Raw genomic sequence first — 24731 nt, 5'->3', positions numbered from 1 at the left:
GGCCTCCGCTACACCGTCGACGCCGAGTGCCGGGCCGTCAGCTCGCGCTTGAGCACCTTGCCGCTCGGGCCGAGCGGCAGGTCCGCCGACACGTGCACCACGCGGGGGTACTTGTAGGCCGCCACGTGCTCCTTCATGTAGGCGACCACCGCGTCCGGGTCGATCTCGGTCCCGTAGGACGGCACGACCGCGGCGTGCACCTCCTGCCCACGCTTCTCGTCGGGCACCCCGAACACCGCTGCCATCGCGACACCGGGGTACCGGGCCAGCACCGCCTCGACCTCCGTGGGATACACGTTGTAGCCGTTGCGGATGATCATGTCCTTCTTGCGGTCCACGATCGTCACGATGCCGTCGGCGTCCACGGTCCCGAGGTCGCCGGTGCGGAACCAGCCGTCCACGACGGCCGCCGCCGAGGCGTCCGGCCTACCCAGGTACCCCTTCATGAGGTTGTGCCCGCGCACGACGATCTCGCCGAGCCCGCTCGACAGCAGCTCCACGCGGTCCTCCACGTCGGCGACGGCCACCGCGACGTCGACGCCCCACATGGAACGCCCGACGGTCCCCGGCCGGATGGGCTCGGACGTGACGTTGAACGTGCACGACGGCGACGTCTCGGTCAGGCCGTACCCCTCGTGCACCTGCGCGCCGTACGCCTCCTCGAACGCCTCGAGCAGCGCGACCGGCAGGGCCGCCCCGCCGGACACCGCGTACCGCAGCGGCGGTCGGGCCGACGAGCGCCGCGCGGCCTCGACCATCTCGGCGAAGTTGGTCGGCACGGCCGTGAACACCGTGGCGCCGTGGGCCACCAGGAGCTCGAGGGCCTCGTCGGGGTCGAACTTGGGCAGCAGGATGATGGACGCGCCACGGCGGAAGGCGATGTTCAGCACCGCCATCTGGCCGAACGAGTGGAAGAACGGCAGGCCGCCGTAGACCACGTCGTCGGGCCGCAGGTCGAACGAGTCGATCAGGGAGCAGTGCACCTGCTCGACCATCGCCAGGTGGGACCCCACCGCCCCCTTCGGGGTGCCGGTGGTGCCGCTCGTGTACAGGATCGTGGCGGCGGCCAGCGGGTTGACGCCCGCGTGCCGCTCGATCGGGGACGCGGCGGCCGCCTCCTCCTCCAGCCGCACCACCTCGGTCCCCTGCGCGGCGAGCTGCTGCTTGACGGCGTCCGGCACCAGCACCGTGACCATCGGCACGCCCGCCTTGGCGGCCGCGGGCGCGGCCTCCGCCAGCATCGGCGCGGCGACCACCACGAGGTCGGCACCGGCGTCCTTCAGGACGAACTCGATCTCGTCGCTGCGGAACAGCAGGTGCACGGGGATCACGACGGCGCCGAGCGCGAGCGTCGCGTAGTAGACGCGCGCGAAGTCGGGCACGTTCGGCACGATCATCGCCACGCGCGAGCCGGGCCCGATCCCGCGGGCCGCGAGCGCCCCTGCGTACGCACGGGTCTGGTCCCAGAGGTCGCCGTAGGTGGTGCTCTGCCCCATGAACCAGAGGGCGGTGCGCTCGGGGAACCGGCGGGCCGTCTCGGCGAGGATGCTCGCGATCGAGAGGGTGCCGTAGCCGGGCCCGTCGACGGCCGGGTCGGGCGTATGTGTCATGTCGGGTCTCCTTCCAGAGGGATGGATGGTGCGAGGCGCGCGGGGCCGGGCGGGTCCAGGAACGGCGCCCGGCGGTGCAGCTCGGCCCGGCCGAGGGAGGCCAGGTGCACCTCGTCGGGGCCGTCGGCCAGGCGCAGGGTGCGGATGCCCGCGAAGAGCTCGGCCAGGGGGTGGTCGCCGGACACTCCCGCCCCGCCGAAGACCTGGATCGCACGGTCCAGGATCTGCCCGACGGCGCGGGGTACGGCGATCTTGATGGCCTGGATCTCGGTCATGGCGGCCTTGTTGCCCACGGTGTCCATGAGCCATGCGGTCTTGAGCACGAGCAGGCGCAGGGACTCGATCTCGATGCGTGCGCCTGCGAGCCACTCGCGGACGACACCCTGGTCGGCGAGCGGCTTGCCGAACGCGACGCGCTCACCGGCGCGTTCGCGCACGAGGTCCATGGCGCGCTCCGCCGTGCCGAGCGCGCGCATGCAGTGGTGGATGCGGCCGGGCCCGAGGCGGGCCTGGGCCATGGCGAAGCCCTCACCCTCGCCGCCGAGCAGGTTGGCGGCCGGGACGCGGACGTCGTCGAAGACGATCTCGGCGTGACCGCCGTGGTCGCGGTCGTCGTACCCGAACACGCTCAGCCCACGCACGACGGTGACGCCGGGGGTGTCGCGGGGCACGAGCACCATGGACTGCTGTCGGTGCCGGGGCGCGGCGGGGTCGGTCTTGCCCATGACGATCAGCAGCCCGCAGTCGGGGTTCATCGCCCCGGTGGCGAACCACTTGCGGCCGGTGATCACGTACTGGTCGCCGTCGCGCACCAGCCGGGTGGCGATGTTGGTGGCGTCCGACGACGCGACGGCGGGCTCGGTCATGCAGAACGCCGACCGCAGCGAGCCGTCCAGCAGCGGGTCGAGCCACCGTGCCCGCTGCTCGGGGGTGGCGAAGTGCGCGAGCAGCTCCATGTTGCCGGTGTCGGGGGCGGCGCAGTTCATGGCGACGGGCGCGAGCTGAGGGCTGTACCCGGTGAGCTCGGCGACCGGGGCGTACTGCAGGTTGGTCAGGCCGCCGCCGAGGGCGCCGACCGGCCCGTCCGGCGGCAGGAACAGGTTCCACAGGCCGCGCTCGCGCGCCGTGGCCTGCAGGTGGCGGACCACCGGCCGGAAGGACCAGACGTCGGGCGTGGCGGCGAGCTGTTCGGCGAGCACCGGCTCGGCGGGCAGCACCTCGCTCTGCACGAAGTCCCGGACCTGGTCGGTGATCCGCCGCGTGGTCGCGTCGGGTGCGAAGTCCATCAGGCTCCTCCTGCTGTCTCTGGTCCGGCTGCTGTCTCTGGTCGGGATGCTGTCCCTGGTCGGGACGGTGAACCGGCGAACCCGGCCAGCCCCTCGGCCGCGAGCGGCTCCACGAGCGCGCCGATCGTGTCGAACCCCTCGCCGACGGTCTGGCCTCCGGTGTACCGGTAGTGGATGCCCTCGAGGATGACCGCGAGCTTGTAGCAGGCGAACGCGCGGTACCAGGAGAGGTCGGGCACGGCGATGCCGGCGCGGGCGGCGTAGGCGTCGACGACCTGGTCGAAGTCCGGGTAGCCGGCGCCGGGCACGATCGCCCCGGCGACGACGTCGACGCCCGCGTCGGTGGACAGGCCGCTGATGTGCCAGTACATGCCGAGCATGCCGAGGTCCACGAGCGGGTCGCCGAGCGTGGCCATCTCCCAGTCCAGGACCGCCGCGACGTGCGGGGCGTCGGGTGGGCCGGCCACGAGCACGTTGTCGAGCCGGTAGTCGCCGTGCACTATCCCGGTGCGGACGCCGTCGTCGGGCACCGCCGCCTCCAGCCGCTCCTGGAGCGAGTCCAGGAGCGGCTGGGGCCGTGACCGGGAGGCGTCGTACTGGCGCCGCCAGGTCTTGACCTGGCGGGCCAGGTACCCGGCGGGGCGGCCGAAGTCGGCGAGCCCCACCGCCGCGGGGTCGGTGGCGTGGAGGTCCGCGAGGACCTCGGCCAGCTCGAAGCCGAGCCGGCCCAGCCCCTCGCGGGTCCAGGCCGCGTTGTGCTCGGGGCGGGCCAGGATCTGGCCCGCCACGTGCTCCATGACGAAGAACACGGTGCCCGTCACCTCGGCGGCGCTCGTGTCGTCCACCACCGCGACGGTGCGCGGTACCGGGATCGTCCCCGCCAGTGCGGTGATGACCCGGTGCTCGCGCCGCATGTCGTGCGCGCTGGACAGCACGTGCCCCAGCGGCGGGCGCCGCACCACCAGCGGCCGGACGGCGCCGTCGACCCGGTAGGTGAGGTTGCTGCGCCCGCCCGTGATGAGGCTCGCCGTCAGGTCCGGGCTCACGGACGGACCCGCGTCGGACCGGACGGGCCCGGCCAGCTCCGGGTGCTCCCGGGCCAGCCACCTGGCCAGGCCTGCGACCTCCAGGCCGGGCAGTTCGTGCGTCATGGTTCCCCCTTCGTGCTGTGTCTCAGGTCGGGCCAGGTCACTCGGTGGCCGGGATGCCCTCGTTCTCGAGCGGGGCCTGCTCCGGCTCCACGGGGGTGGCGCCGCTCTCGGACACCTCGTAGGCGTCGTCCGTGAAGTCCTGCACACCGTCGGCCACGACGGCGATCCGGACGGTGCGGTGGGCGAAGTGGTCGTCCGCGGAGAAGGTCAGCGGCGCGATGCCGTTGCCCCGGAGCTCACCGGACTCCACCGCCGCCACGATCGACTCCCTCGTCGGGTTCTCGCCCGCCGCGGCCAGCGCCTCGGCGAACTGGTAACCCACACTCATGCCGTACGTGGTGTTGCCCGTGTAGGGCGCGCCGTCGTTGTACTCCTCGTTGATCTCCGAGAAGAGCTCGTACCACTCCGACGACGGGCTGTTGGGCAGGTAGTTCACCGAGACCAGGCCCTCCAGCGCCGGGGTGCCCTCCTCGCCGAGGTACTCCACGAGCGTCGGGTAGTCCGCACCCGAGGACGAGACGAGCCACTTCGGGAACCACTCCATCTGCGCGGCGGTGCCCACGGCCAGCGCCGTGAAGCCGTTGATGGTGCCGAGCACGTTGTGCGTGCAGCCGGCCTCCTTCATCGCGCCGAGCTGCGCGGTGACGTCCTGGTCCGCGGTGGAGTAGGACTGGTTGGTCGCCACCTCGCCGTCACCCACCACCAGCTCGACGCCCTGCAGGATGCCCTCGCCGAAGTCGTCGTCCTGGCCCAGCACGCAGACGACGGCGTCCGGGTCGGTGTCGACCGCGTGCTGCGCCAGGGCTGCGCCCTCGGTCACGTAGTCGGCGTTGAAGCCGAACGTGTTCGGGTACGTGTCCGGCTGGTTCCACGTCAGGGAGCCGGAGGCGACGAACAGGTCGGGCACGCCGTTCTGGTCCAGGTAGTCGAGCACGCTGGAGTGCGTGGGTGTGCCCAGGCCGTTGACGATGGCGAAGACCTCTTCTTCCTGGACCAGCTCGCGCACCACCGTCTGGGTGTTGGCCGGGTTGTAGCCGTCGTCCTTGATGACGTACTCGATCTCGCGGCCGTGGATGCCGCCTTGTGCGTTGACGTACTCGAAGTAGGCGGCGGTCGCCGCCGAGATCGACGCGAAGCCGGCCGCGGCCGGGCCGGTGAGCGGCTGGTGGGTGCCGATGACCACCTTGTCGTCGGTGACGCCCGGCACCTCGGCGGCCGCCGGGGTGGAGCAGGCCGACAGCGCAGTGGCCGCGGCCAGGCCGAGGACGGCCGCCGTGCTCGTGGACCGAGCCGTGGACCAGCTCGTGGATCGTGTGGTGCGCATTCCGATCACCTCTCTGTGTTCTGGAAGAGCTTCGTGTTCTGGAAAAAGGTCGTGGTCTTGAGAAGTCGGGAGAGCCCGCCCGGCCAGAGCACGGTGACGACGATGACGACCACGCCGAACAGGACGATCTCGAGGTTTCCCTGCAGGCGGTGGCCGAGGTCGGCGGGCAGTCCCGCGGTGGCCTGGTCGACCACCCAGGGCAGCACCGTGACGAGCACCGCGCCGATGGCGGCGCCGCCGAGCGAGCCGAGCCCGCCCACCACGGCCGCCACGACGAGCAGGAGCGAGAACCCGAGGCCGTACGCCCCGGGACTGACCTGCTGCGTGACGATCGCGAGCACCACGCCGCCCAGGCCCGCGGCGAGCGAGCTGATCACGAACGCCCCGGTCTTGACCCGGCCGGGGTCGACACCGGCGAGCCGGGACGCCGTCTCGTCGTCGTGCACCGCGCGCATGCGCAGGCCCGCGCGCCCTGAGCGCAGGGCGACCAGGGGCGTCACCGCACAGGCGGTGACGAGGATGGCGAGCCACGCGTGCCACTGCTCCACCGCGATGAGGGCGGCCAGCGCGTCGGGGACGGGCACGAACGGGGCGCTGATGCCCTGCGCCCCGGACAGCGCGGGGATCGTGCTCGCCGCCGACGGCAGGGCGATCACCAGGGCGAGCGTCAGGCCCGCCAGGTACGGGCCGCGCAGCCGGGCGGCCGCGAGCCCGAGGAGCAGGCCGAGCACCCCGGCGGCCACCAGCGCCCCCACCACCCCGGCGAGCAGGGGCAGCAGCCAGCCGACGACGCCGTCGGCCACCTCTCCGTCGGCGCCCGCCAGGGCGCCCGCCACCCAGGTGGCGGTCAGGGCGTAGCCGTAGCCGCCGGCGGCCATCAGCACCGCGTGCCCGAGGGAGAGCTGGCCGGTGAGCCCGACCAGGAGGGTGAGGCCGGCGACGGCGGCGAACACGCCGGCGGAGGTCGCGAGCTGGTAGTTGCGGTACGGGTCGAGCAGGAACGTGGCACCCAGGGCCAGCAGGGTGAGCAGGCCGGCGCGCAGCAGGAGGCGTGTGAGGTGGGTGCTCATGCGGTCCGCGCCTCCCTCGCCGCGAAGAGTCCGTGCGGTCGCACGAGCAGCACGACCGTCAGCAGGGCGAGCACGGCCAGCGGCGCCGTGGCGGCCGACGCGTACCCCGTCACGAGGCTCGCGAGCACGCCCACCACCAGGCCCGCGACCAGCGCCCCGACGGGCGAGTCGAGCCCGCCGATGACGGCGGCGGCGAAGGCGTTGACGAAGAGCACGTCGGCGGCGTGCGGGTCCAGGCCGAGGCCCGTGGGGACCAGCAGCAGGGCCGCGAGCGCCGCCGTGGCGATGGAGAGCATCCAGCCGAGGGTGACCATGCGCGGCACGCGGACGCCCAGCAGCCGGGAGGTCTCGGGGGCGAAGGCGGCGGCGCGCAGCTGGAGGCCGACGGAGGTGCGGTTGAACAGGATCGCGAGAGAGCCCATGACGACGGCGGCCACGACGAGCACGAACAGGTCGTACGGGCTGAGCACGCCCACACCGGCGATCTCGAAGGGGCGCTGCGAGAAGGGTGCGTGCACGGGCCGGTGGTCGGGCCCGAAGGCGATGGCGAGCCCGGCCTGGAGCACCATGACCAGGCCGATGGCCACGATGATGCCGGGCAGCGGGTTGTCCTGGGGCACCAGGCGCAGGAGCCACCGTTCGACGACGGCGCCCAGCAGCGCCCCGACGACCAGCGCGGATGCCAGCCCGAGCCAGTACGAACCGCTGGCGGAGGTGACCGCGAAGGCGACGTACACGGGCACGATGGCCATGGCGGCCTGGGCGAAGTTCACCGCCCGTGCGGCCCGGTAGACGATCACGAGCGACAGGGCGAAGAGCGCCAGCACGGCGCCGCGAGCCAGCCCGGTCGACAGGAGGAACACGAGTCTTTCCATGGCGGGACCTATCTCAGAAGCCATCTCAGAAACCTAGGTAGGCGTGGCGGAGGGCGGGGTCGGCGGCCAGCTCGGCGGCCGGGCGGTCGGCGACGACCTCCCCGAGGGACAGGACGACGCCGCGGTCGGCGACCGACAGCGCGCCGGTGACGTTCTGCTCGGCCAGGAGCACGGTGAGGCCGGTGGCCGCCGCCTGGTCGCGCAGCACGCCGAGCAGCTGGGCGACCACGAGGGGCGCCAGCCCGAGGGAGGGCTCGTCGAGCAGGAGCACGTCGGGCTCACCGACCAGGGCCCGGGCCAGGGCGAGCATCTGCCGCTCGCCGCCCGACAGCGTGTGGCCGGCGGCGTCGCGGCGCCTGGCCAGCGGTTCGAACAGCTCGTACATCTGCCCGACGGCGGCTTCGCGCGCCGGCCCCTTGTTCTTGCGCCCCTTCTTCCAGCAGGTGCCGAGCCGCAGGTTCTCCGCGACGGTCAGCTCGACCACGACGCTGCGGCCCTCCGGCACCAGGGCCAGGCCGCGCCGCACCCGGTCCTCGGTGCTCAGGGCCGTCAGGTCGGTGCCGTCGAGCAGCACGCGCCCGTCCCGGACGGGCGCCAGGCCCATCAGGGAGCGCAGCAGGGTCGTCTTGCCCGCGCCGTTGGCCCCGAGCAGGGCGACGACGGCGCCGTCGGGCACCTCGAGCTCCAGGCCGTCCAGGACGGGGGCGCCGTCGCCGTAGCCGACGGTGAGCTTCTCGATCGTCAGGGTGCTCACGCGCTCTCCTCCCGCCCGGGCGCCCCGGTGGCCGAGCTCGTCGAGATCCCCGACCCGCTGGTCGAGACCGGCACCCCCAGGTACGCCTCCTCGACGGCCGGGTCCCGGCGGACCTCGTCCGGCGTCCCGCACGCGATGACGTGCCCGAAGTCGAGCACCACCACGCGGTCGGCCACGTCCATCACGAAGTCGACGTGGTGCTCCACGAGCAGCACGGCGCACCCGCCGCCGGACACGGTGCGCACGGTCTGCGCGAGCTGGTCGATGTCGGTGGCCCCGAGCCCGCCCGCCGGCTCGTCCAGCAGCAGGAGCCGCGGCCGGGTGACCAGGGCACGGGCCAGCGCCACGCGCTTGCGCTCGGGGTACGGCAGCGTCCCGGCGGGGACGGCCGCCAGGTCGCTCAGGCCGAGGGTGCCGAGCACCTCCTGGGCGGCGTCGGTGCTCGTGCCCGTGCTCGTGCCGACGCTGGTGAGCGGCACCAGCACGTTCTCCAGCACGGTCAGGTGCTCGAACAGCCCCAGGCCCTGCAGGGTCCGGGACACGCCGGCCCCCAGCAGCCCCGTGGTCGACGACGGCGCGGGTACGCCACCCACCCGGATCTCGCCGCGCCGGGTGCGGACCAGACCGCACACGGCGTTGAAGACGGTGGTCTTGCCGGCGCCGTTGGGGCCGATGAGCGCGACGGTCTCGCCGTCGGCCACGGTGAAGGACACGTCGTCCAGCGCGGTGAGGCCGCCGAACGTCACGGTCAGCCCCGAGACCTCCAGCCGGGGCGGGCTGTCTGCTGTCTTGCTGGACGCTGTCTCGCTGGACGTCGTTGGCATCGGCACCTCTTCGTGTCGGACGGTTGCGGCACTGCAACGTGCCAGAACTCTATCTGAAAAACCGACCGGCCGGTATGTTCGATGCCCGAGGCACCGGCCTGCCGATCTGCCTACCTACCTACCCACCTGCCGCCCACTACCCCACCGTCTACCCACGGCCTGCCCGCCCCGCTGGTCACCCACCGCTCACCCGCGGTGCGGGATCCCGCTCGTCATGCCGCCGTCCACCACGATCTCCTGGCCGGAGATCCAGGCCGACGCCTCGCTCGCGAGGAATAGGATGGTCCCGGTGAGGTCGTCGGGCACGCCCGGCCGGCCGAGCGGGATCACCAGCGCGTCGGGGTCGATCTTCACGCTCATCTCGGTGAGGACCAGGCCGGGGTGCACCGAGTTCACGCGGATCCCGTCCTTGCCCAGCTCGACGGCGAGCGACTTGGTCAGGCCCCGGACGGCGAACTTGGAGGCGGTGTACCCGTGCAGGCTCCAGCTGCCCCGCAGCCCCTCGACCGAGGAGATGTTGATGATCGAGCCGCGCCCGGCGGCCTTCATCGTGGGCACCACTGCCCGGCACCCCAGGAACACGCCGGTCGCGTTGACCGCCATCACGGCGTTCCACTTGGCGAGCGTGAAGTGCTCGATCGGGGCGGCGTTCGCGATGCCGGCGTTGTTGACCAGCACGTCCACGCGGCCGAGGTCGTCGACCACCCGGCCGACCACCCGGTCCCACGCCTCCTCGTCGGTCACGTCCAGGTGCGCGAACCGGGCCCGCTCCCCCAGCGCGTCGGCGAGCGCCTGACCCTCCGCGTCCAGGACGTCGGTGATCACCACGTTCGCCCCGGCGTCGTGCAGGATGCGCACGTACGCCTCGCCGATGCCGCGGGAGCCGCCCGTCACCAGCGCGACCTGGCCGGTCAGGTCGTGCATCGCGGTAGTGCTCGGCCCGGTCATGCCGCCACCTCCCCGACCACCGCGTCGTCAGCCACCCGGACCACGAGCCGGCCCGTCGTCGCGCCGCCGGCCAGGCGTGCCACCGCAGCGGGCGCCTGGTCGAACCCGACCACGTCGCTCAGCACCGGGCGCACCGCGCCGGACGCGGCCAGCTTGTCCAGCTCGGCGTGCGCGGCGTCCACGAGGTCGGGCCGCCGCTTCTGGTACAGCGCCCAGTGCAGGCCCAGCACGCCGTAGTTCTTCACCAGCGCGAGGTCGGCCCGCACCTTCGGCGTCTGCCCGCTCGCGAACCCGACCACCACGATCCGGCCCTCGAACGCGATGCACCGGGTCGAGCGCTCGAACGAGTCACCACCCACCGGGTCGAACACCACGTCGACGCCGGGCTTGCGCAGCTCGGCGACCCAGTCGTCGTCGCGCAGGAACACCTGGTCGGCGCCCGCGGCGCGGGCCGCCGCCACCTTCGCCTCGCTGCCCACCACCCCGACCACCCGGGCTCCGGCCGCCCGGCCGAGCTGGCACGCGGCGGTACCCACGCCGCCCGCGGCGGCATGCACCAGCAGCGTCTGGCCGGCCTGCAGCCCGCCCCGCTGGTGCAGCCCGAACCAGGCGGTCTGGTAGGCGATGGTCAGAGCCGCGGCCTGCGCGTCGTCCAGCGTGGACGGCGCCGGGTGCACCGCCTCGACCGGCACCGTCGCGTACCGCGCCAGCACCCCGATCTTCGAGCCGACGACGCGGTCGCCGACCCGCACCCGCTCACCCTCCTCCACACCGGGACCCAGCGCGACGACGTCGCCGCACAGCTCGATTCCCGGCACGAAGGGCAGCTCGGGCCGCTCCTGGTACTCGCCGCGGGCCAGCAGGACGTCAGGAAAGTTCACCGCCACCGCCCGCACCCGCAGCAGCACCTCGCCCGGACCGGGCTCGGGCACCGGCACCTCGTGCAGCTCCATCACCTGCTCGGGCTCCCCGTGGGAGACCACCCGCCACGCCTTCATCGCCGTGGGTACGCTCACGTGTCGTTCCTCTCTGTCGCTGGTCGTGTCGCTGGTCATGTCGCCGCGCGGATGCCGCGCAGGAACAGCTCGGTGATCTGCTCCGCCACCTGGGTCGCCGACGCGGGCCCGGTGGGCGAGTACCACTGGGACAGGTAGTGCACGTCCGAGAAGAAGTGCGCGATGAGCATCGCCGTGGGCACGTCCTCGCGGAACAGGCCCTCCTGGATGCCGCGGCGGAGCAGCGCCTCGAACTCCTCGTGGTACTCACGCCGGCGCCGCTTGACCTCCTTCTGGCGCTCGGGGGTGAGCATGTGCTGGCTGCGCGTGAAGACGGTGCCCTCGGGCAGGAACTCGATCGACGTCGAGATCACGTCCTCGCAGACCGCCCGCAGCACCTCCTCGACGCCGTCGCCCCGCTCGGCGCCCGCGGCGACGATCTCTTCGAGGCGCGCCTTCTGCAGGGACAGCAGCCGGTCGTAGATCGCGAACAGCAGGTCGTCCTTGGAGGCGAAGTAGTGGTACATCGCCCCCTTGGTGACGCCGGCGGCCGCGACGATCTCCTGGACGCTCGTGGTCGCATACCCCTGCGTGGAGAAGAGGTCGAGAGCGGCTCGGAGGACCTGGTCCTGGACGTTCGTGGTGCGCATGGGCACATCCTTCACCGTCGCCCCCGCATTCACCGGACGGCTCACCACGCGGCACGCACGCTGGCGCCGCCGTCGACCCGCAGCGTCTGGCCGGTCACCCAGGCGGCGTCGTCGGACAGGAGGAAGGCGGCGGGGCCCGCGACGTCGTCCGGGACCCCGAGCCGGCGCAGCGGGTAGGCGGCGGACGCCTCCTCCTCGCGCCCCTCGTAGAGGGCACGCGCCAGCCGCGTCTTGATCACCGCGGGCGCGAGCGCGTTGACGCGCGTGGCCGGGGCGAGCTCGTCCGCGAGCTGGAGGGTCAGGTTGATCAGGGCCGCCTTGGAGACGCCGTAGAAGGCGATGTTCGGGCCGGACGCCGTACCCGCTATCGACGCCATGTTCACGATCGAGCGGAGACCGTGCCCGGTGGCCGCTGAGCTGTCCGCGGCCGCCGCCCCTGCCGCCGCAGCGACCGACTCCCGGGTCCACTCCAGCGCCGCGAGCACGTTCACCTCGAGGATCTTGCGGGCCACGCCGGTCTCGAGCTCCGCGAGCGGCCCGTAGGCGGGATTGATCCCGGCGTTGTTCACGAGGTGGTCCAGACGCCCGAAACGGTCGACCGCCTGCCCGATGGCGTCCGCGCGGTGCTCGGCGTCGTCCGCCTTGCCCGCGATACCCAGGGCACGGTCCGGGCCGAGCTCAGCCACCGCCTCCTTCAGGGTGTCGGCGGAGCGCCCGGTTATCACCACGCGGCCGCCCTCCGCCACGAGGCGGTGGGCGATCGCAAGGCCTATCCCCCGGCTCGCACCCGTGATCAGCGCGACCCTGCCCTCGAACCTGCGCCCGGGCCCGTTCTCGGCCTCTCCGGCGACGACGTTGTCAGCCACACATCCTCCGTACCGTCTGGTCGGTTTGTGTGGAGCACCGTAGCACGCCGCCGTTTCCACGGGATAGAGTGCGCATCTTCCACCGGTGTCCCGTATGCATCGTTTCGCATATTGTTGCACCGGAGCCCGGGTGGCGGTTGGATAGCCGCCATGACAACGACGTCGATCGCGACCGTCGGACTGGAAGCCGCGCCGAGCCGCCTCTCCGCTCGATTGGCCACCCGCCCCGAAGCACAGCGTGTGCTGGACCTCGCGCGCGACACCTTCATCGAGGGCTACCGCATCGACATGGGCCCGCTGGCCGCGCAGCTCGGCGTGGACCGCACGTCGGTGTTCCGCTGGGTCGGCAACCGGGACGCCCTGCTCAGCGAGGTGCTGTGGTCGCTCGCCGTGCCGACGCTGATCCAGGCCGAACGCGCGAACGAACACCTGACCGGCGCCGAACGACTGGCGGGACTGCTGACCACCTTCGCGCACGACCTCATCGTCGCCGACTACTTCCGCGCTTTCCTGCGCAGGGAGCCCGCCCGCTCCCTGCGGCTGCTCACCACCGCTGACAGCCCCATCCAGCAACGGTTCGTCGCCACCGTCGAGTGGCTGGTGGTGCGCGACCTCGGCGAGAAACCGTTCGGCGGCACCATCACCCCGGAGGAGCTCGCCTACCTGCTGGTGCGGGTGTCCGAGTCGCTCACCTACGCGGACCTCATCACCGGCGACGAGCCCAGCCCGGAGCGGGCGCGGACGGCGTTCCGCCACCTGCTGCGGGTGGACTGAGGCGGTCGCCCCGCCCAGTCAACGCTCCTGCGGTCGGGCGTGACGGTTGGCGCGTCCTGACCCAGACGGTTGTGGGCGGTCACGGCCCGGTGAGATCGGTCCGTTGCACGGGCCGCTCGCCGAGATCGGTCAATTGCTCTGAGATCGGTCGGTTGATTGACCGATCTCAGAGCAACCGACCGAAGTCAGTGAGTTCGGTCAATTGCTTGGCCGGCCCTCCGTCCGCAGGCTGCGCGTGGGCCACGGCCACGGCCGTGCTCGGCACCCCGGCTCGGCCAGGTCGAGGTCAGGACCGCAATCGCTGGCACCCGGACCAGCGATTCGGCAGAGTGGGGTCATGGACTTCACTCGCCCCTACCCGCCGGACCCGTACACGCTGCTGCCCGCTCCCGCGTCCTTCTCGCTGACGAGCAGCAACCTGACCGACGGCGAGCGCATGCCGGACGCGCACGCCGCGCACGACCAGAACATCTCCCCCGCGCTGGAGTGGAGCGGCTTCCCCGAGGGCACCAAGTCGTTCGTCGTGACCTGCTACGACCCCGACGCGCCGACGCCGATGGGCTATCAGCACTGGACCGTCGTGGACCTCCCGGCCGACGTGACGTCGCTCGACACGGGTGCGGGCGCTCCCGACGGCTCGGGCCTGCCCGCCGGGGCGTTCCACACGCACAGCGACGGGGACACCCCGGGCTTCGAGGGCGCCGGCCCGCCACCCGGTGACCACCCGCACCGGTACATCTTCGCCGTGCACGCTCTCGACGTGGAGCCGGGCGAGCTGGGGCTGGGCCCGGACAACTCCAACGCGCAGGTGGCGTTCAACGTGTACTTCCACCTCCTGGGGCGCGCCACGCTGACGGCGACGTACAGCCGATGACCGAGAGCGCCACCCTGCCCACGCTGGGCAACCTCGCCTGGGCACCGGCGCTCGAGCACCCGGAGCTCCTGGCGGAGCCGGTGCTCGCGGCCCTCACCGCCTGGGCCGAGACCGACCCGCGGGTCGCGCGCCAGGTCGCCGTCACCGAGATCGACCCCGAGCACGCCGAGACCGCCACGCTCAACGAGCTGCACGGCCTGCCCCCGGAGGCGTCGGCCAACTGCGTGCTCGTGGCCGGCAAGCGGGGGGAGGATGAGCGCATCGCCGCGTGCGTCGTCCCGGCCAGCACGTTCGCCGACGTCAACAAGCGGGTACGCAAGCTGCTCGACGTGCGCAAGGCGTCGTTCCTGCCGATGGACCGCGCCGTGGCCGAGTCGGGCATGGAGTACGGCGGCATCACACCCGTCGGCCTCCCGCCGGAGTACCGCGTGCTCGTCGACTCCCGGTTCACCGCGGAGGGCACGACGGCGCTCATGGGCTCCGGCATCCGGCGGTCGAAGCTCCTCATGCCGGGACCGTTGCTGTGCTCGATGCCGGGTGTCGAGGTGATCGAGGACCTCGGCGTCGAGCGCTGAGGAACCGCCCGGCCACCGGCACCGCAGGCCCCGGGGCTACCCGAGCGCCGGCGCCAGGCGGTCGATCGTGTCGCTCCAGCCCGCACGGATCCCGAGGTCGAACCACTTCGCGACGTCGGCGTCCGGCATCGTGTCGACGAAGCCGAAGCTCGTGGTCATGACCGTGCCGGCCGTGCCGTCGGCCAGCTCGATCGTGACCACGGGCACCTCGTCGACCCGGGAGGGGTCGAGCTCGGGCCAGCCGCCCACGGCACCCCACGCGAACACGAGGCGCTCGTGCGGCACGATCTCCTGGTAGATGCCGCCGGTGAAGTAGTCCATCCCGTCGGGCTGGTACAGGTGCACGCGCCATGCGCCGCCGACCCGCAGGTCGACGCTCGGCTCGAAGTCCACGCCCGGCTCGACGCCGGCGAACCAGCGCAGCTGGTCGGGCTCGGTCCACGCGGCCCAGACGGCGTCGCGCGGCGCGGACAGCACACGGGTCATCGTGAACCCGCGGTCGGTCGTGGGCTCGGTGGTCATGATTCCTCCGTGTGCTCCGTGTCGTGGTCTGTGTCGCGTTCGGCGAGCTGGGCCGCCAGCCGGTCGTACCGGTCCTCGAAGTAGGCCCGGTACCCCTTCACCCACTCGTCCACCTCGCGCAGGGGCGCCGCGTCGAGCCGGCACGGGCGCCACTGCGCGTCCCGTCCCTTGCTCACGAGTCCGGCCCGCTCCAGCACCTTCAGGTGTCGCGACACCGCGGGCAGGCTCATGTCGAACGGTTCGGCGAGCTGCGTCACCGTCGCCTCGCCCTGCCGCAGCCGGGCCAGCACGGCACGGCGGGTGGGATCCGCGAGCGCCGCGAAGGTGACGCTGAGCGTGTCGACGTCCGGCACGTAGTTAGCCTTTCAGTTAATTGCGCAATTCGTTAAGTACAGCACGACGCCGGAGGACCGTCAACGCGGGGGCTGCCCACACGGGACGGCAGGTCAGCCGGGCGCGACCTTGCCGTCCATCGCCGCCTCCATGCGCTCGGCGAGCTCGGCACCGTCGAACCGCACCGCGTCACCCGCCCCACCACGGGTCAGCGCGGCCCGGACGTACCGGCGCAGCTCCTCGCTGAGCTCGACGTAGTGCTGCAGCCGCGGGCGGGGCGACGCCCCCTCCAGCGCCTGGCGCAGCGCGTCGTTGGCCTTGCGCAGCGGGTCGTTGGTGCCCTCGACGCCTTTCCCGGTCGCGTAGTCGACCAGCGACGCGGCCAGGCCGTCGGTGTCCGCCTCCCGCGCCCAGGGCGCTGCCGGGTCGCGATACGGCGCCTGGCGGCTGGCGGCGAAGCCGCCGCGCTCGAAGATCACCTGGTGGCTGCGCTCGTCCGTGAGGAACTCGACCAGGCGCCGGGCCGCGACCGGGTACCGCGAGGCGGACGCCACCGCGAGGCTCTGCCCGCCCAGCAGGCCGCCGCCGGGCACGGGCATGAACCCGACCCGGAAGGGCGCCGCGTCCTCGCCGCGCAGCAGGCGCAGCGCCCGCGGCCAGTGCCGCAGGAAGACGGCGCGCCCCGCGGCGAAGGCCGCCAGCGAGCCCTGCTCGTCGAAGCCGAGGGACCGCGCCGTACCGCTCGGGCCGTCCGACGACACGCGCAGCCGCTCCGCCAGGCCCTCCACCGTCGCCGTGATCCGATCGACATCCTCGAAGACCGGGCGCCCCGCGGCGTCCACCGAGACAGCTCCCGCCCCCAGCAGGACCTCCCAGAGGTTCACGGTGAACCCCTCGTAGTCGGCGAGCTGCAGCGCGATCGCCGTGTCGACGGGCGGGCGGCCCAGGCCGGGACGCTCGCCACCCACCGCGGCGAAGACCTCGTGCGCGAACGCGTCCAGGCCGGCCCAGCCCTCGCCGACGGGGATCGGATCGGTGGCGGGCACCTGGCCCTCGTAGTACTCCGTGATCAGGTCCAGGTTGCAGTACAGCAGGCCGACGTCGGAGTTGAACGGCAGCGCGTACGGCGCACCCTCCCACGTGCCCGCCGCCCACGGCTCGCTCAGGAACCCGTCGCCCGTCGCGCCGTCGAGCACCCGGAGGTAGCCGCTCTGCGCGAACTGGGGCACCCACGGGATGTCCAGGTTGTAGACGTCGTAGCCCGGCTCGCGGGCCTGTGCGGCCGACAGCATGGTGCTGTAGGCACGGTCCGCGTTGCTCGACACCTCGACGATCCGCGCGGGGTGCGCCTCGTGGACCCGGTTCCACAGGTCCACGAGCAGACGGCGCTGCCCCCCGTCGGTCTCGTCGCGGCTGCTGAGGATCGTGAGCTGGTCCTGCGTGGCGAACGTCTCCAGGTCGGCGTCGCCGCCAAAGAGCCACTCCAGGCCGAGCGGAGCTCCCGCGCCCGCCAGCAGCCCCACGGCCCCGCCCACGAAGAACCCGCGCCGGGTGATCCCGCCGTGCGCACCGCCGCCTGCCGCCTCGCCGCTCGCGCCACCACCCGAGGTACCACCCGTCACGTCACCGACCCCCCAGCTGTCCGAACATGCTGCCCAGCGTGCTCTCCAGCTCGCCGAAGGAGCTGTCCCAGCACTCGCCGTCCCACTCCGCCGCGATCTTCTGCAGGTCGCTCCCCTGGCACGACGCCTCTCCGACCGCCACGACGTAGACCCGGACGCCGGAGGCCTCCTGCGCACGGGCGGACGCGACCAGGTCGGCCGCCGTCAGCTCCGCGCCGGCGCCGCCACCGGGGAGGTTCTCGCCGTCGGTCAGCACGACCAGCGCGGTCAGGTGCCTGCGGGAGGCTCCCCCGGGGTCCAGGCCGACGAGGTACGACGTGCCGGCGTCGACCGCGTCGTACAGGGGCGTGCGGCCGCCCGGACGCAACGCGCCCAGGTGCTCCGGAGCCTCGTGCCGCGCGACCTCGCTCGAGGTCAGATCCAGCACCCGGCGCGGGCTCGACCCCGCCGTACCGGAGAACGACCAGATGCCCACCTTGTCGGAGCCGCTCAGGTGCCCGAGCGCCCCGAGGACGCCCCGCTCTGCGACGTCGATGCGCTGCCGGTCGCCGTCCGCGGGCCTGCCCATGGAGGCCGACGCGTCGACCAGCACCAGGACCTGCGCGGGGCGCCGGGCCGTGCGGTACCGCTCCTCGGCCGACACGATCCGGGTGTGCGCCACGAGGTTGGCGCCCGGCTCGATCACCGGCGCGTCCTCCAGCCCTGGCAGGGGGCCGTCCGCGTCCGACGGCGGACGCCCGTCGAGACCTCGCGCGCCCACCTCCTGCTTGAGCGCCGCCTGCCCCTCGGCCGTCCGGAGCCACTCCGCGAACGCCGACGCCGCCTCGGCCCGGCGTCCGGCCGGCTCGGCGTCGGCCCAGGTCAGGCGGACCGCCGTGTAGTCGAGGCCGGGGGCGGAGCCGGCGTGGAAGGGGACCAGGTCGCTCCTGCCGCCGTCGGCGTCCGGCGCCGGACAGGCAGTGCCCCGGCCTGCCGTCGCCCGCTCGGTGGTCAGGACGGCCACGCGCGGCGGCTCGGTCCGGGACAGCTCGTCCAGGCGGCACAGCAGCGCGCCGTCGGTACCGATCGGCAGCCCCACCTCCTCCAGCGCGTGCCCGAGGTCGAGCTCCAGCGCCTCGGCGTCGGACTCCACGTAGAGGTCCACAGTGTGCAGGGCGGCGGCGAACGACACGTCCGGGTTGGCCCGCACCACGTCGATGTCCGCCGCCGCCGCGGCCGCCATCAGCTGGTCGATCGAGTCGCCCGGGCCTGTCGTCGCGCGCAGGGCCTCCGCGTGCGGCTCGGGCACCGCCAGCACCAGCGGCGAGCCGGCCACGAGCGTCCGGCCGGAGAGCGTGAAGCGCTGGCCGGCCCCCTCGGCGGCCACGATGTCGACCTGGGCGCCGGACTCCGCCAGCCACACGTCCGGCCGCGGCCCGAGCTCCAGGGAGGCCGCGCCGGCCTCACCGGGGGCGTGCCCCCAGCCGGAGGCGAACGCCGCGCGCAGGGCGGGCCAGCCGACGCCGAACGTCGTCAGGTGGTACCGGGGGCAGGAGAACGCCGTGGTCGAGGCGCGCTCGAAGGCGTCGGCGGCGGCCGAGAACCCCGGGGCGCCGTCCTCCGGGACCATGACCGCCACCTCGGTGGGGTCCTCGCAGGACTGGGCGGACCGCAGCGCGACCGCGGCGCCCGTCGAGCCCGCCACCAGCGCCACGGCGCCGAGCAGGGCGACCGTGCGGTGGCCGCGCGTCCACCGCCGGACCGATGCGAACAGGCGTGCGTAGGTACGCATCCGGACCAGGCCGGCCAGGCTGGCGAGCACGAGGACGATGGTGACGACCACCAGGACCACCTGGGTGGGCTGGTCCACGACCTCTATCACGGCGGTGCAGATGACCACGCCCGCACCCAGCACCGCCGACGCGATGGGTCCCCGGTCCTCCCACCACGGCCGGGACCCCGTGTCCCGGCGTTCGGTCCGCTCTGCAGGCTGCTCCGTCGCACCCATACGTCCTCCCGAACGTCAGGGTCCGATATTTACCACATTGGCCGCGGCATGTGTCGGTCAACGCGATATCGGGGACGGCTTTCCGGGAGAACCGGTCAGTTCTCGGCGCGACCCTTGCGCCAGTAGCCCATGAAGGCAACGGACTTGCGGTCCACCTGGCACTCGCTCACGAGGTAGCGGCGCAGCGTCTTGATGACGCCCGCCTCGCCCGCCAGCCACGCGTACAGCACGGTGTCCTGGGCCAGAGGGCGGCCCGCCTGGTCGACCGGCACCTCCCAGAGGATCCCGGTGTCGATGTCGACGTCGTCCACCTCGCCCGACAGGTCCACGCCGGCCGCGGTGAGGGCGGGCGCCGTGTCCGACGACGGCCGCACACCCATGGCGAGCAGCCGGTCCGCGGCGTCCTGCACGGCGGGGATCAGCACGTCGCCGTGCTCGCGCCCGTCGCGGGCCAGCCAGTGCACGCGGACGCCCTCGGGAGCGCCGAGCGTCCAGCCGTCCTCGGGGTGAGGCACCTCGAGGAAGACCTCGCCCACGGCGTCGGCGGGCAGCGACTCGCAGATCGCAGCGATGGCGGGCACGGCGGTCTCGTCACCGGCCAGCAGCAGCGCGTGGCTGGACGACGGCGGGGCGAACTCGACGCCACCGTGGATGCCCTCGTACTCGGCGTTGGGGCCCATGATGACCAGCGGGTCGCCCGCGGCCGCGTTGAGCGCCCAGCGCGACGCCGGCCCGGTGTCGCCGTGCATGACGACGTCGACGTCGACCTCCCGCATGTCCTGACGCACCGTGCGGACCGTGTAGGTGCGCATCGGGTTGCGCTGCTCGTCCGGGAGCGAGCGCCACGCGGCGTACCAGTCGGGGTCGTCGCGGCGCAGACCGTCCCAGCCGCCACGAGGTGACGGGAGGAGCAGCTTGATGCGCTGGTCACGGCCGTTGTCCGCGAACTTGTCCAGGTCCGGCCCGCGGAACGTGAAGCGGACGAAGGACGGGCAGAGGCGCGTCACACGCGCTACCTCGACGTCGAACATTCGCGAGGGCTTGGCTTCGAGCCCCTCGGTCTTGGTGGTCACGACGGTGAGCCTAACCTAACTTTGCCCGCCCTGTGCCACCCCTTCCGTGCGTCGGACATCACGTTGACAGGCCGCCGCAGCCCCGATAGCACGAACCGGCAACACGCGGGAAACAGGACCTGGGGGTTCTGGAAAGATCACCCCAGCTCTCACGAAATTAACCCTGTACAAAGGGTGCATCTCACCCCTCTGACCTCTTTACTTGGTAGCGATCGGTCTGGGCAACAGTCTGGCCACGCGCCGTCGCCGTCCACCGCCCACGGCAGGCCGCACGCTTCCCTCGTACTCGCTGGAGAGCCTCACCATGATCGACCACTTCGCGCTGGGCTGGGTCACGCCCATCCTCTCGTTCCTGCTCTCGTGCGCCGGGTGCGCCGTCGGCCTGACCTGCACCGCCCGGGCGCGCGTCTCCCACGGCCTCGCGAGCACCGGCTGGCTCGCTCTCGGCGCCGTCTCCATCGGGGGCACCGGCATCTGGGTGATGCACTTCGTCGCCATGCTCGGGTTCCACATCCGGGGCACCGAGACCCGCTTCGACGTCCCCCTGACGGTCGCCAGCGGCCTGCTCGCCATCGCGGTGGTGGGGCTCGGCCTCTTCATCATCCGCACGGCGGGCGTCGGGCCGTTCGCGCTCGTCGCCGGCGGCACCGTGACCGGCCTGGGCATCGCGGCGATGCACTACCTCGGCATGCGCGCCCTGCACGTGGGCGTCGAGGTCACCTACCACCTGCCCACGGTGGTCATGTCGGTGCTCATCGGTATCGTCGCCGCCATCGCGGGGCTCTGGCTCTCGGCGAAGGTGCACAACTTCGTGGCCGGGACCGGCGCCACCCTCATCATGGGCATCGCCGTCTCCGGCATGCACTACACGGGCATGGCCGCCATGCGGGCCGAGGTGGTCAGCGGCACCGTCATCGTCCCGGACGGCGGGGTGTCGGTCGCTGCGCTGCTCGGCCCGCTGATCATCGGGGTCACCATCAGCACGATCCTGCTGCTCCTGGTGGTCGGCCTGGCGCCGAGCGCCGCCGAGCTCGAGGCGCAGGAGAAGTTCAAGGGCTGGCACGAGCGCCAGGAGGAGATCAAGCGCGAGGCCACGGAGCCCCGTCGTCGGTCCCAGCTGCTCTGACCCCACCGGGTCAGGCGACGTCGGTGCAGACGACCTTCGTGTGCGGCAGCCGGCCGGTGGTCAGGAACCTCACCGTCGCCTCGTCCACGCACGTGGAGCCCTGGCCATAGACGTAGTGCCCGCCGTTGTCCGCACCCACGAAGGCCGCTCGCCGCCCGAGGACCTCGTACAGCCCGAGGCCGTCCTCCCACGGGGTGGCGTTGTCCCTGCGGTTCTGCAGGATCAGCGTGTTGCGCGGCCCCTTGTCGGTCACGCGGACGGGTTCTTCGATCGGCTCCGGCCAGAACGCGCACGCCCAGATGTTGGCGGGCATCCCCGCGGTGAGCGGCCAGGCCGCGCGGTTCTCGGCGGTGCGGCGGGCGTACTCGCCGACGTCGCCGGACCACGACGCGTCGCCACACGTCAGCGCCAGGAACATGGTGGCCTGGTTGTCGGCCGGTACGCCCGGGGTCGGCGGCGGTGCGGTGAACACCTGCTGCAGCACCTGGCCGTCCGCCTCGGTGAGCGTGCCGTCGGCCAGCCCGACGGAGGCCTTCCAGAACTGCGCGAGCACCGGGAGGGTCTCGTTGTCCAGCAGGAGGCTGTAGGTGACGGTGCGCAGCATCGAACCCGTCAGGGCCTGCGACGTGCCTGGGAGGGGTGCGGGAGTGCGGTCGAGACGGTCGGCGAGTGCGAGGTACCTCTGGGTCACCTCGTCGACGGTGTCGCCCAGTCCGAGCGTGGCGTGCTGCGCCGCTGCGACCCGTGCCGCGTCGGGGAAACGTTCCGACATGGCCTTGCCCCAGTTGCCCTTCGCGTCGGCCCAGACCTTCGTGGGGTCGACGTTCCCCTCGAGGACCACCCGGTCGGCGCGCTTCGGGAACAGTGACTCGTAGACGACGCCGAGGTAAGTGCCGTAGGACTGACCCCAGTAGGAGATCTTCTTCTCACCGAGCGCCGCGCGGATGCGGTCCATGTCGCGGGCCGTGTTGGCGGTGGTGAAGTGCCGGAGCCTCTCCCCGGCGTTCGTCGCACACAGCTCCGCGTCGGCGCGGGCGTCGTCGACGTTCGCGGTGATCGAACCGTCCGCGGCCGGGTACGGGAAGAGGCCCGCGAGAGACGGGTCGTCGAAGCCGCAGCTCTGCGGGGTGCTGTGCCCGACCCCACGGGGGTCGAAACCGATCAGGTCATAGGCCGCAAGGACCGACGGCGGCAGGGTCAGTGCCACGTCACCCGGTGTGGCCAGGCCGGGCGACGCCGGGCCGCCCGGGTTCAGCAGCAGCACACCGCGGCGGTCGCGGGACTTCGCTGCCGGCAGCCTCGACACGGCCACCTCGATCTGCTCGCCACCGGGGTCGCGGTAGTCGAGCGGAACCTGCACCGTTCCGCAGGTGAGCCGGGGGTCGGCACCCTCGGGCAACGCCGGGCACGTGCCCCAGGCGATGCGCGGCGTTGCGGCCGCGTCGGCGACGACGAGTGGCGCCTCCGCAACCGCCGCACCTGGGCCCGGGGCGGTGCCACAGGCCGCCAGCGCGGCGACGGTGAGCGCCCCCGCGATCATCATTGTGGTGAGTCTCCGGGGGATACCGGCTCCCGCTGACCGTCGCATCGTCTTCAACGTCGTGCCTTCCAGTTCGGCGTGCCACGACGCACTCGCGCCGTTGCCAGAAACCTATGGAAGACCGCCGCGCCGCGGGTCCCCGTGGTGGGGACACTTCTCCGTAGTCCGCACGGGGGACAACCGCCTGCGGGCAGCGACCGTCTACGCCGGGGCCACCAACATCACCAGATCATCAGGAGCACGGCCACGATCGTGAGGTCCGCGAGGACATGTGCCACCCACGGAAGCAGCAGCCCGTGCGAGACATGACGCAACGCACTCAGGACCAGCCCGTACCCGGCCGCGAGGAACACCCCCCACCAGCCGCTCGGGAACCCGTACCAGTGGGACGCCCCGAACATCACGGCGGCGAGGACGACGGCGACCGCGCCACGCATGTCGCGACCGAACGCCCGCTGTGCGACCCCGTTGTACGCGCACTCCTCGGCAGCGGCATTGACGAACGAGAACGCGAGCGCCCCCAGCACGACGACGGCGGGACCCTGGTCGGCGAGGAGCTGGCGGTAGGAGTCGTGCCCGCTGCCGTCCTCACCCACCGCCCAGGACCACACCACCAGAGCCAGCGCCGAGACCGGCACGATCGCGGCGGTCAACCACAGCCCCACCCTGCTCATCGTTCCCCGGCGGAACCAGTCGTCCACGAGCCCCAGTGCTCGTACCCGGCTCGCCAGCACGTACAGCCCGACAGCAGCGACGAGCGGGACCGGCCACAGTGCCACCGAGGTAGCACCCGCCACCCCCACGGCCTCGAGCGCAGCCCCGACGCCCCGCAGCGTCCATATCGCCGCCACGAGGCACACTGCGAGTGCTGCGACGCTCGGAGCACCGGACGGCGCGCGACGAGGCGGCCCGAAGTGCCCGGCATGCTGCACGACGATCAGAACGAGAGAAGCTCCGGCGACGATCGGGCCGGCGACAGGATGCCCGCCGACCACTGCTGCGACCAGGCACCCAGCTGCGATCAGTCCGGGCAGCCAGGCCCGCTGCGCAACCGGCGACCGCGGTGCCGGACCGCCCTCGCTGCCCCCGTGGTCCATCTCCAGCCGGCTCAGCTTTCCCCGGCCGGCACCCGCGTGGCCCAGGCAGCGACCGCCACCGCCGACGCGACGTTCAGGGAGTCGACTCCCCCGGTCATCGGGATGCGGACCGTCATGTCGCACTCGGCGATCGTCCGCGCCTTGAGCCCGTCGCCCTCCGTGCCGAGAACCAGCGCGAGCTTGTCGGGCGGATCGGTCACCAGGTCGTCCAACGAGATCGAGTCATCCTCCAGCGCGAGCGCCGCCACCTCGAAGCCGTGCTCGTGCAAGGCCTGGATGCCGGCGGGCCAGGGGTCGATCCGCGTCCAGGGAACCTGGAACACGGTCCCCATGGAGACCCGCACAGCCCGCCGGTACAACGGGTCCGCGCAGCTCGGGGTGAACAGCACGACGTCGACACCGAGCGCCGCGCACGCACGCATGCCGGCGCCCACGTTCGTGTGGTCGACGATGTCCTCGAGGATCACGACGCGGCGCGCCCCTGCTCCCCCGCGAGCGCCCGCGAGCAGCTCGTGCACGCCGGGCAGCGGCGGCCGGTGCATCGCCGCGAGAGCACCGCGGTGCAGGTGGAAGCCCGTGATCTCCTTCAGCAGCGGCTCCTCGGCGACGTAGACGGGCGCGCCGGTCTCCGCGATCAGATCGCTCATCGAGTCCAGCCACTTCGGCGCCATGAGGAACGACCGCGGCCGGTGCCCGGCGGCCAGCGCCCGCCGGATCACGGTCGAGCTCTCGGCGATGTAGAGACCCTTGGCCGGCTCGTGCTTGGAGCGCAGCACCACGTCGGTGAGGCTGTTGTAGTCGGCGAGGCGCTCGTCGGCGGGGTCGTCCACGCGGACGACGTCGAGGGTGGTCACC

Annotated in this window: 23 protein-coding genes and 1 pseudogene; 4 read left to right on the top strand and 20 right to left on the bottom strand. The window is 72.6% G+C overall.

All coding sequences use genetic code 11. The features are described from left to right. Nucleotides 1–8: 8 nt before the first annotated feature. From LUM46_RS03225 to LUM46_RS03170, 12 genes and pseudogenes are all read right to left on the bottom strand, one after another. Nucleotides 9–1610, bottom strand: coding sequence for an AMP-binding protein (locus tag LUM46_RS03225; protein ID WP_274992259.1), 1602 nt, complete (start codon nucleotides 1608–1610; stop codon nucleotides 9–11). Then, nucleotides 1607–2896: an acyl-CoA dehydrogenase family protein gene (locus LUM46_RS03220; protein WP_274992257.1), complete on the bottom strand. Its 1290-nt coding sequence runs from the start codon at nucleotides 2894–2896 to the stop codon at nucleotides 1607–1609. Before LUM46_RS03220 ends, LUM46_RS03225 begins: the two co-directional genes overlap by 4 nt. Further along, complete coding sequence (locus tag LUM46_RS03215) at nucleotides 2896–4047, bottom strand: phosphotransferase family protein (RefSeq protein WP_274992256.1); 1152 nt, start codon at nucleotides 4045–4047, stop codon at nucleotides 2896–2898. Before LUM46_RS03215 ends, LUM46_RS03220 begins: the two co-directional genes overlap by 1 nt. Before the next feature lie 37 nt (nucleotides 4048–4084). Then, entirely contained in the window at nucleotides 4085–5371 is a 1287-nt protein-coding gene (locus LUM46_RS03210; RefSeq protein WP_274992255.1) for an ABC transporter substrate-binding protein, read from the bottom strand. Nucleotides 5372–5376: 5 nt separating this feature from the next. Further along, a complete protein-coding gene (locus LUM46_RS03205) occupies nucleotides 5377–6441 on the bottom strand; it encodes a branched-chain amino acid ABC transporter permease (protein WP_274992253.1) in 1065 nt (354 codons plus the stop codon). Next, a complete protein-coding gene (locus LUM46_RS03200) occupies nucleotides 6438–7316 on the bottom strand; it encodes a branched-chain amino acid ABC transporter permease (protein ID WP_274992252.1) in 879 nt (292 codons plus the stop codon). Before LUM46_RS03200 ends, LUM46_RS03205 begins: the two co-directional genes overlap by 4 nt. A gap of 247 nt (nucleotides 7317–7563) precedes the next feature. Next, nucleotides 7564–8070: pseudogene (locus LUM46_RS03195) on the bottom strand (ABC transporter ATP-binding protein); the annotation flags it as partial. Next, entirely contained in the window at nucleotides 8067–8894 is an 828-nt protein-coding gene (locus LUM46_RS03190; protein ID WP_274992249.1) for an ABC transporter ATP-binding protein, read from the bottom strand. The gene LUM46_RS03190 and the pseudogene LUM46_RS03195, both read right to left, overlap by 4 nt. Nucleotides 8895–9080: 186 nt before the next feature. Beyond that, nucleotides 9081–9842 (bottom strand): SDR family NAD(P)-dependent oxidoreductase, encoded by a 762-nt coding sequence (locus tag LUM46_RS03185; RefSeq protein ID WP_274992248.1) that lies wholly within the window; start codon nucleotides 9840–9842, stop codon nucleotides 9081–9083. Beyond that, nucleotides 9839–10858 (bottom strand): NADPH:quinone oxidoreductase family protein, encoded by a 1020-nt coding sequence (locus LUM46_RS03180; RefSeq protein ID WP_274992247.1) that lies wholly within the window; start codon nucleotides 10856–10858, stop codon nucleotides 9839–9841. Before LUM46_RS03180 ends, LUM46_RS03185 begins: the two co-directional genes overlap by 4 nt. A gap of 35 nt (nucleotides 10859–10893) precedes the next feature. After that, entirely contained in the window at nucleotides 10894–11487 is a 594-nt protein-coding gene (locus LUM46_RS03175) for a TetR/AcrR family transcriptional regulator (protein ID WP_274992246.1), read from the bottom strand. 41 nt (nucleotides 11488–11528) lie between these two features. Further along, the gene (locus LUM46_RS03170; protein WP_274992245.1) at nucleotides 11529–12353 is read right to left on the bottom strand and encodes an SDR family oxidoreductase; all 825 of its coding nucleotides are present in this window, start codon (nucleotides 12351–12353) and stop codon (nucleotides 11529–11531) included. A gap of 150 nt (nucleotides 12354–12503) precedes the next feature. Here LUM46_RS03170 and LUM46_RS03165 point away from each other — a divergent pair, with 150 nt between their 5' ends. From LUM46_RS03165 to LUM46_RS03155, 3 genes are all read left to right on the top strand, one after another. Further along, the gene (locus LUM46_RS03165; protein WP_274992244.1) at nucleotides 12504–13127 is read left to right on the top strand and encodes a QsdR family transcriptional regulator; all 624 of its coding nucleotides are present in this window, start codon (nucleotides 12504–12506) and stop codon (nucleotides 13125–13127) included. Nucleotides 13128–13464: 337 nt separating this feature from the next. Then, complete coding sequence (locus LUM46_RS03160; RefSeq protein WP_274992243.1) at nucleotides 13465–14001, top strand: YbhB/YbcL family Raf kinase inhibitor-like protein; 537 nt, start codon at nucleotides 13465–13467, stop codon at nucleotides 13999–14001. Further along, nucleotides 13998–14576 carry a YbaK/EbsC family protein gene (locus LUM46_RS03155; RefSeq protein WP_274992241.1) on the top strand — a complete coding sequence of 193 codons (579 nt, stop codon included), beginning with the start codon at nucleotides 13998–14000 and terminating at the stop codon, nucleotides 14574–14576. Before LUM46_RS03160 ends, LUM46_RS03155 begins: the two co-directional genes overlap by 4 nt. Before the next feature lie 36 nt (nucleotides 14577–14612). Here the strand turns inward: LUM46_RS03155 and LUM46_RS03150 are convergent, their stop codons facing one another. The 5 genes from LUM46_RS03150 to LUM46_RS03130 all read right to left on the bottom strand — a co-directional run bounded on the left by LUM46_RS03150 (nucleotide 14613) and on the right by LUM46_RS03130 (nucleotide 20113). After that, complete coding sequence (locus LUM46_RS03150; protein WP_274992240.1) at nucleotides 14613–15098, bottom strand: SRPBCC family protein; 486 nt, start codon at nucleotides 15096–15098, stop codon at nucleotides 14613–14615. Beyond that, nucleotides 15095–15451 carry an ArsR/SmtB family transcription factor gene (locus LUM46_RS03145; protein ID WP_274992239.1) on the bottom strand — a complete coding sequence of 119 codons (357 nt, stop codon included), beginning with the start codon at nucleotides 15449–15451 and terminating at the stop codon, nucleotides 15095–15097. The genes LUM46_RS03150 and LUM46_RS03145 overlap by 4 nt, the downstream gene beginning before the upstream one ends. Before the next feature lie 93 nt (nucleotides 15452–15544). Further along, entirely contained in the window at nucleotides 15545–17053 is a 1509-nt protein-coding gene (locus LUM46_RS03140; protein WP_274992238.1) for an extracellular solute-binding protein, read from the bottom strand. A gap of 1 nt (nucleotide 17054) precedes the next feature. Beyond that, nucleotides 17055–19040 carry a vWA domain-containing protein gene (locus LUM46_RS03135; protein WP_274992236.1) on the bottom strand — a complete coding sequence of 662 codons (1986 nt, stop codon included), beginning with the start codon at nucleotides 19038–19040 and terminating at the stop codon, nucleotides 17055–17057. 95 nt (nucleotides 19041–19135) lie between these two features. Continuing rightward, on the bottom strand, nucleotides 19136–20113 hold the full coding sequence (locus LUM46_RS03130) for a siderophore-interacting protein (protein WP_274992235.1): 978 nt from the start codon (nucleotides 20111–20113) through the stop codon (nucleotides 19136–19138). A gap of 202 nt (nucleotides 20114–20315) precedes the next feature. On the opposite strand from LUM46_RS03130, the gene LUM46_RS03125 reads away from it, so the two are divergent. After that, on the top strand, nucleotides 20316–21239 hold the full coding sequence (locus LUM46_RS03125; RefSeq protein ID WP_274992234.1) for an MHYT domain-containing protein: 924 nt from the start codon (nucleotides 20316–20318) through the stop codon (nucleotides 21237–21239). 10 nt (nucleotides 21240–21249) lie between these two features. On the opposite strand, the gene LUM46_RS03120 is transcribed toward LUM46_RS03125, so the two are convergent. From LUM46_RS03120 to LUM46_RS03110, 3 genes are all read right to left on the bottom strand, one after another. Further along, the gene (locus tag LUM46_RS03120; RefSeq protein ID WP_274992233.1) at nucleotides 21250–22782 is read right to left on the bottom strand and encodes an alpha/beta hydrolase; all 1533 of its coding nucleotides are present in this window, start codon (nucleotides 22780–22782) and stop codon (nucleotides 21250–21252) included. A gap of 218 nt (nucleotides 22783–23000) precedes the next feature. Further along, nucleotides 23001–23876, bottom strand: coding sequence for a CPBP family intramembrane glutamic endopeptidase (locus tag LUM46_RS03115; RefSeq protein ID WP_274992232.1), 876 nt, complete (start codon nucleotides 23874–23876; stop codon nucleotides 23001–23003). A gap of 11 nt (nucleotides 23877–23887) precedes the next feature. Continuing rightward, nucleotides 23888–24730, bottom strand: a complete 843-nt coding sequence (locus tag LUM46_RS03110) for a TrmH family RNA methyltransferase (RefSeq protein ID WP_274992231.1) — start codon at nucleotides 24728–24730, stop codon at nucleotides 23888–23890. Between the last annotated feature and the right edge of the window lies 1 nt (nucleotide 24731).

Origin of the sequence: Promicromonospora iranensis (assembly GCF_028994805.1) — a bacterium.
Taxonomy (GTDB): Bacteria; Actinomycetota; Actinomycetes; order Actinomycetales; family Cellulomonadaceae; genus Promicromonospora; species Promicromonospora iranensis.
Note: the sequence above shows the minus strand (reverse complement) of the source record. Positions and strands in the feature narration are given on the sequence as shown.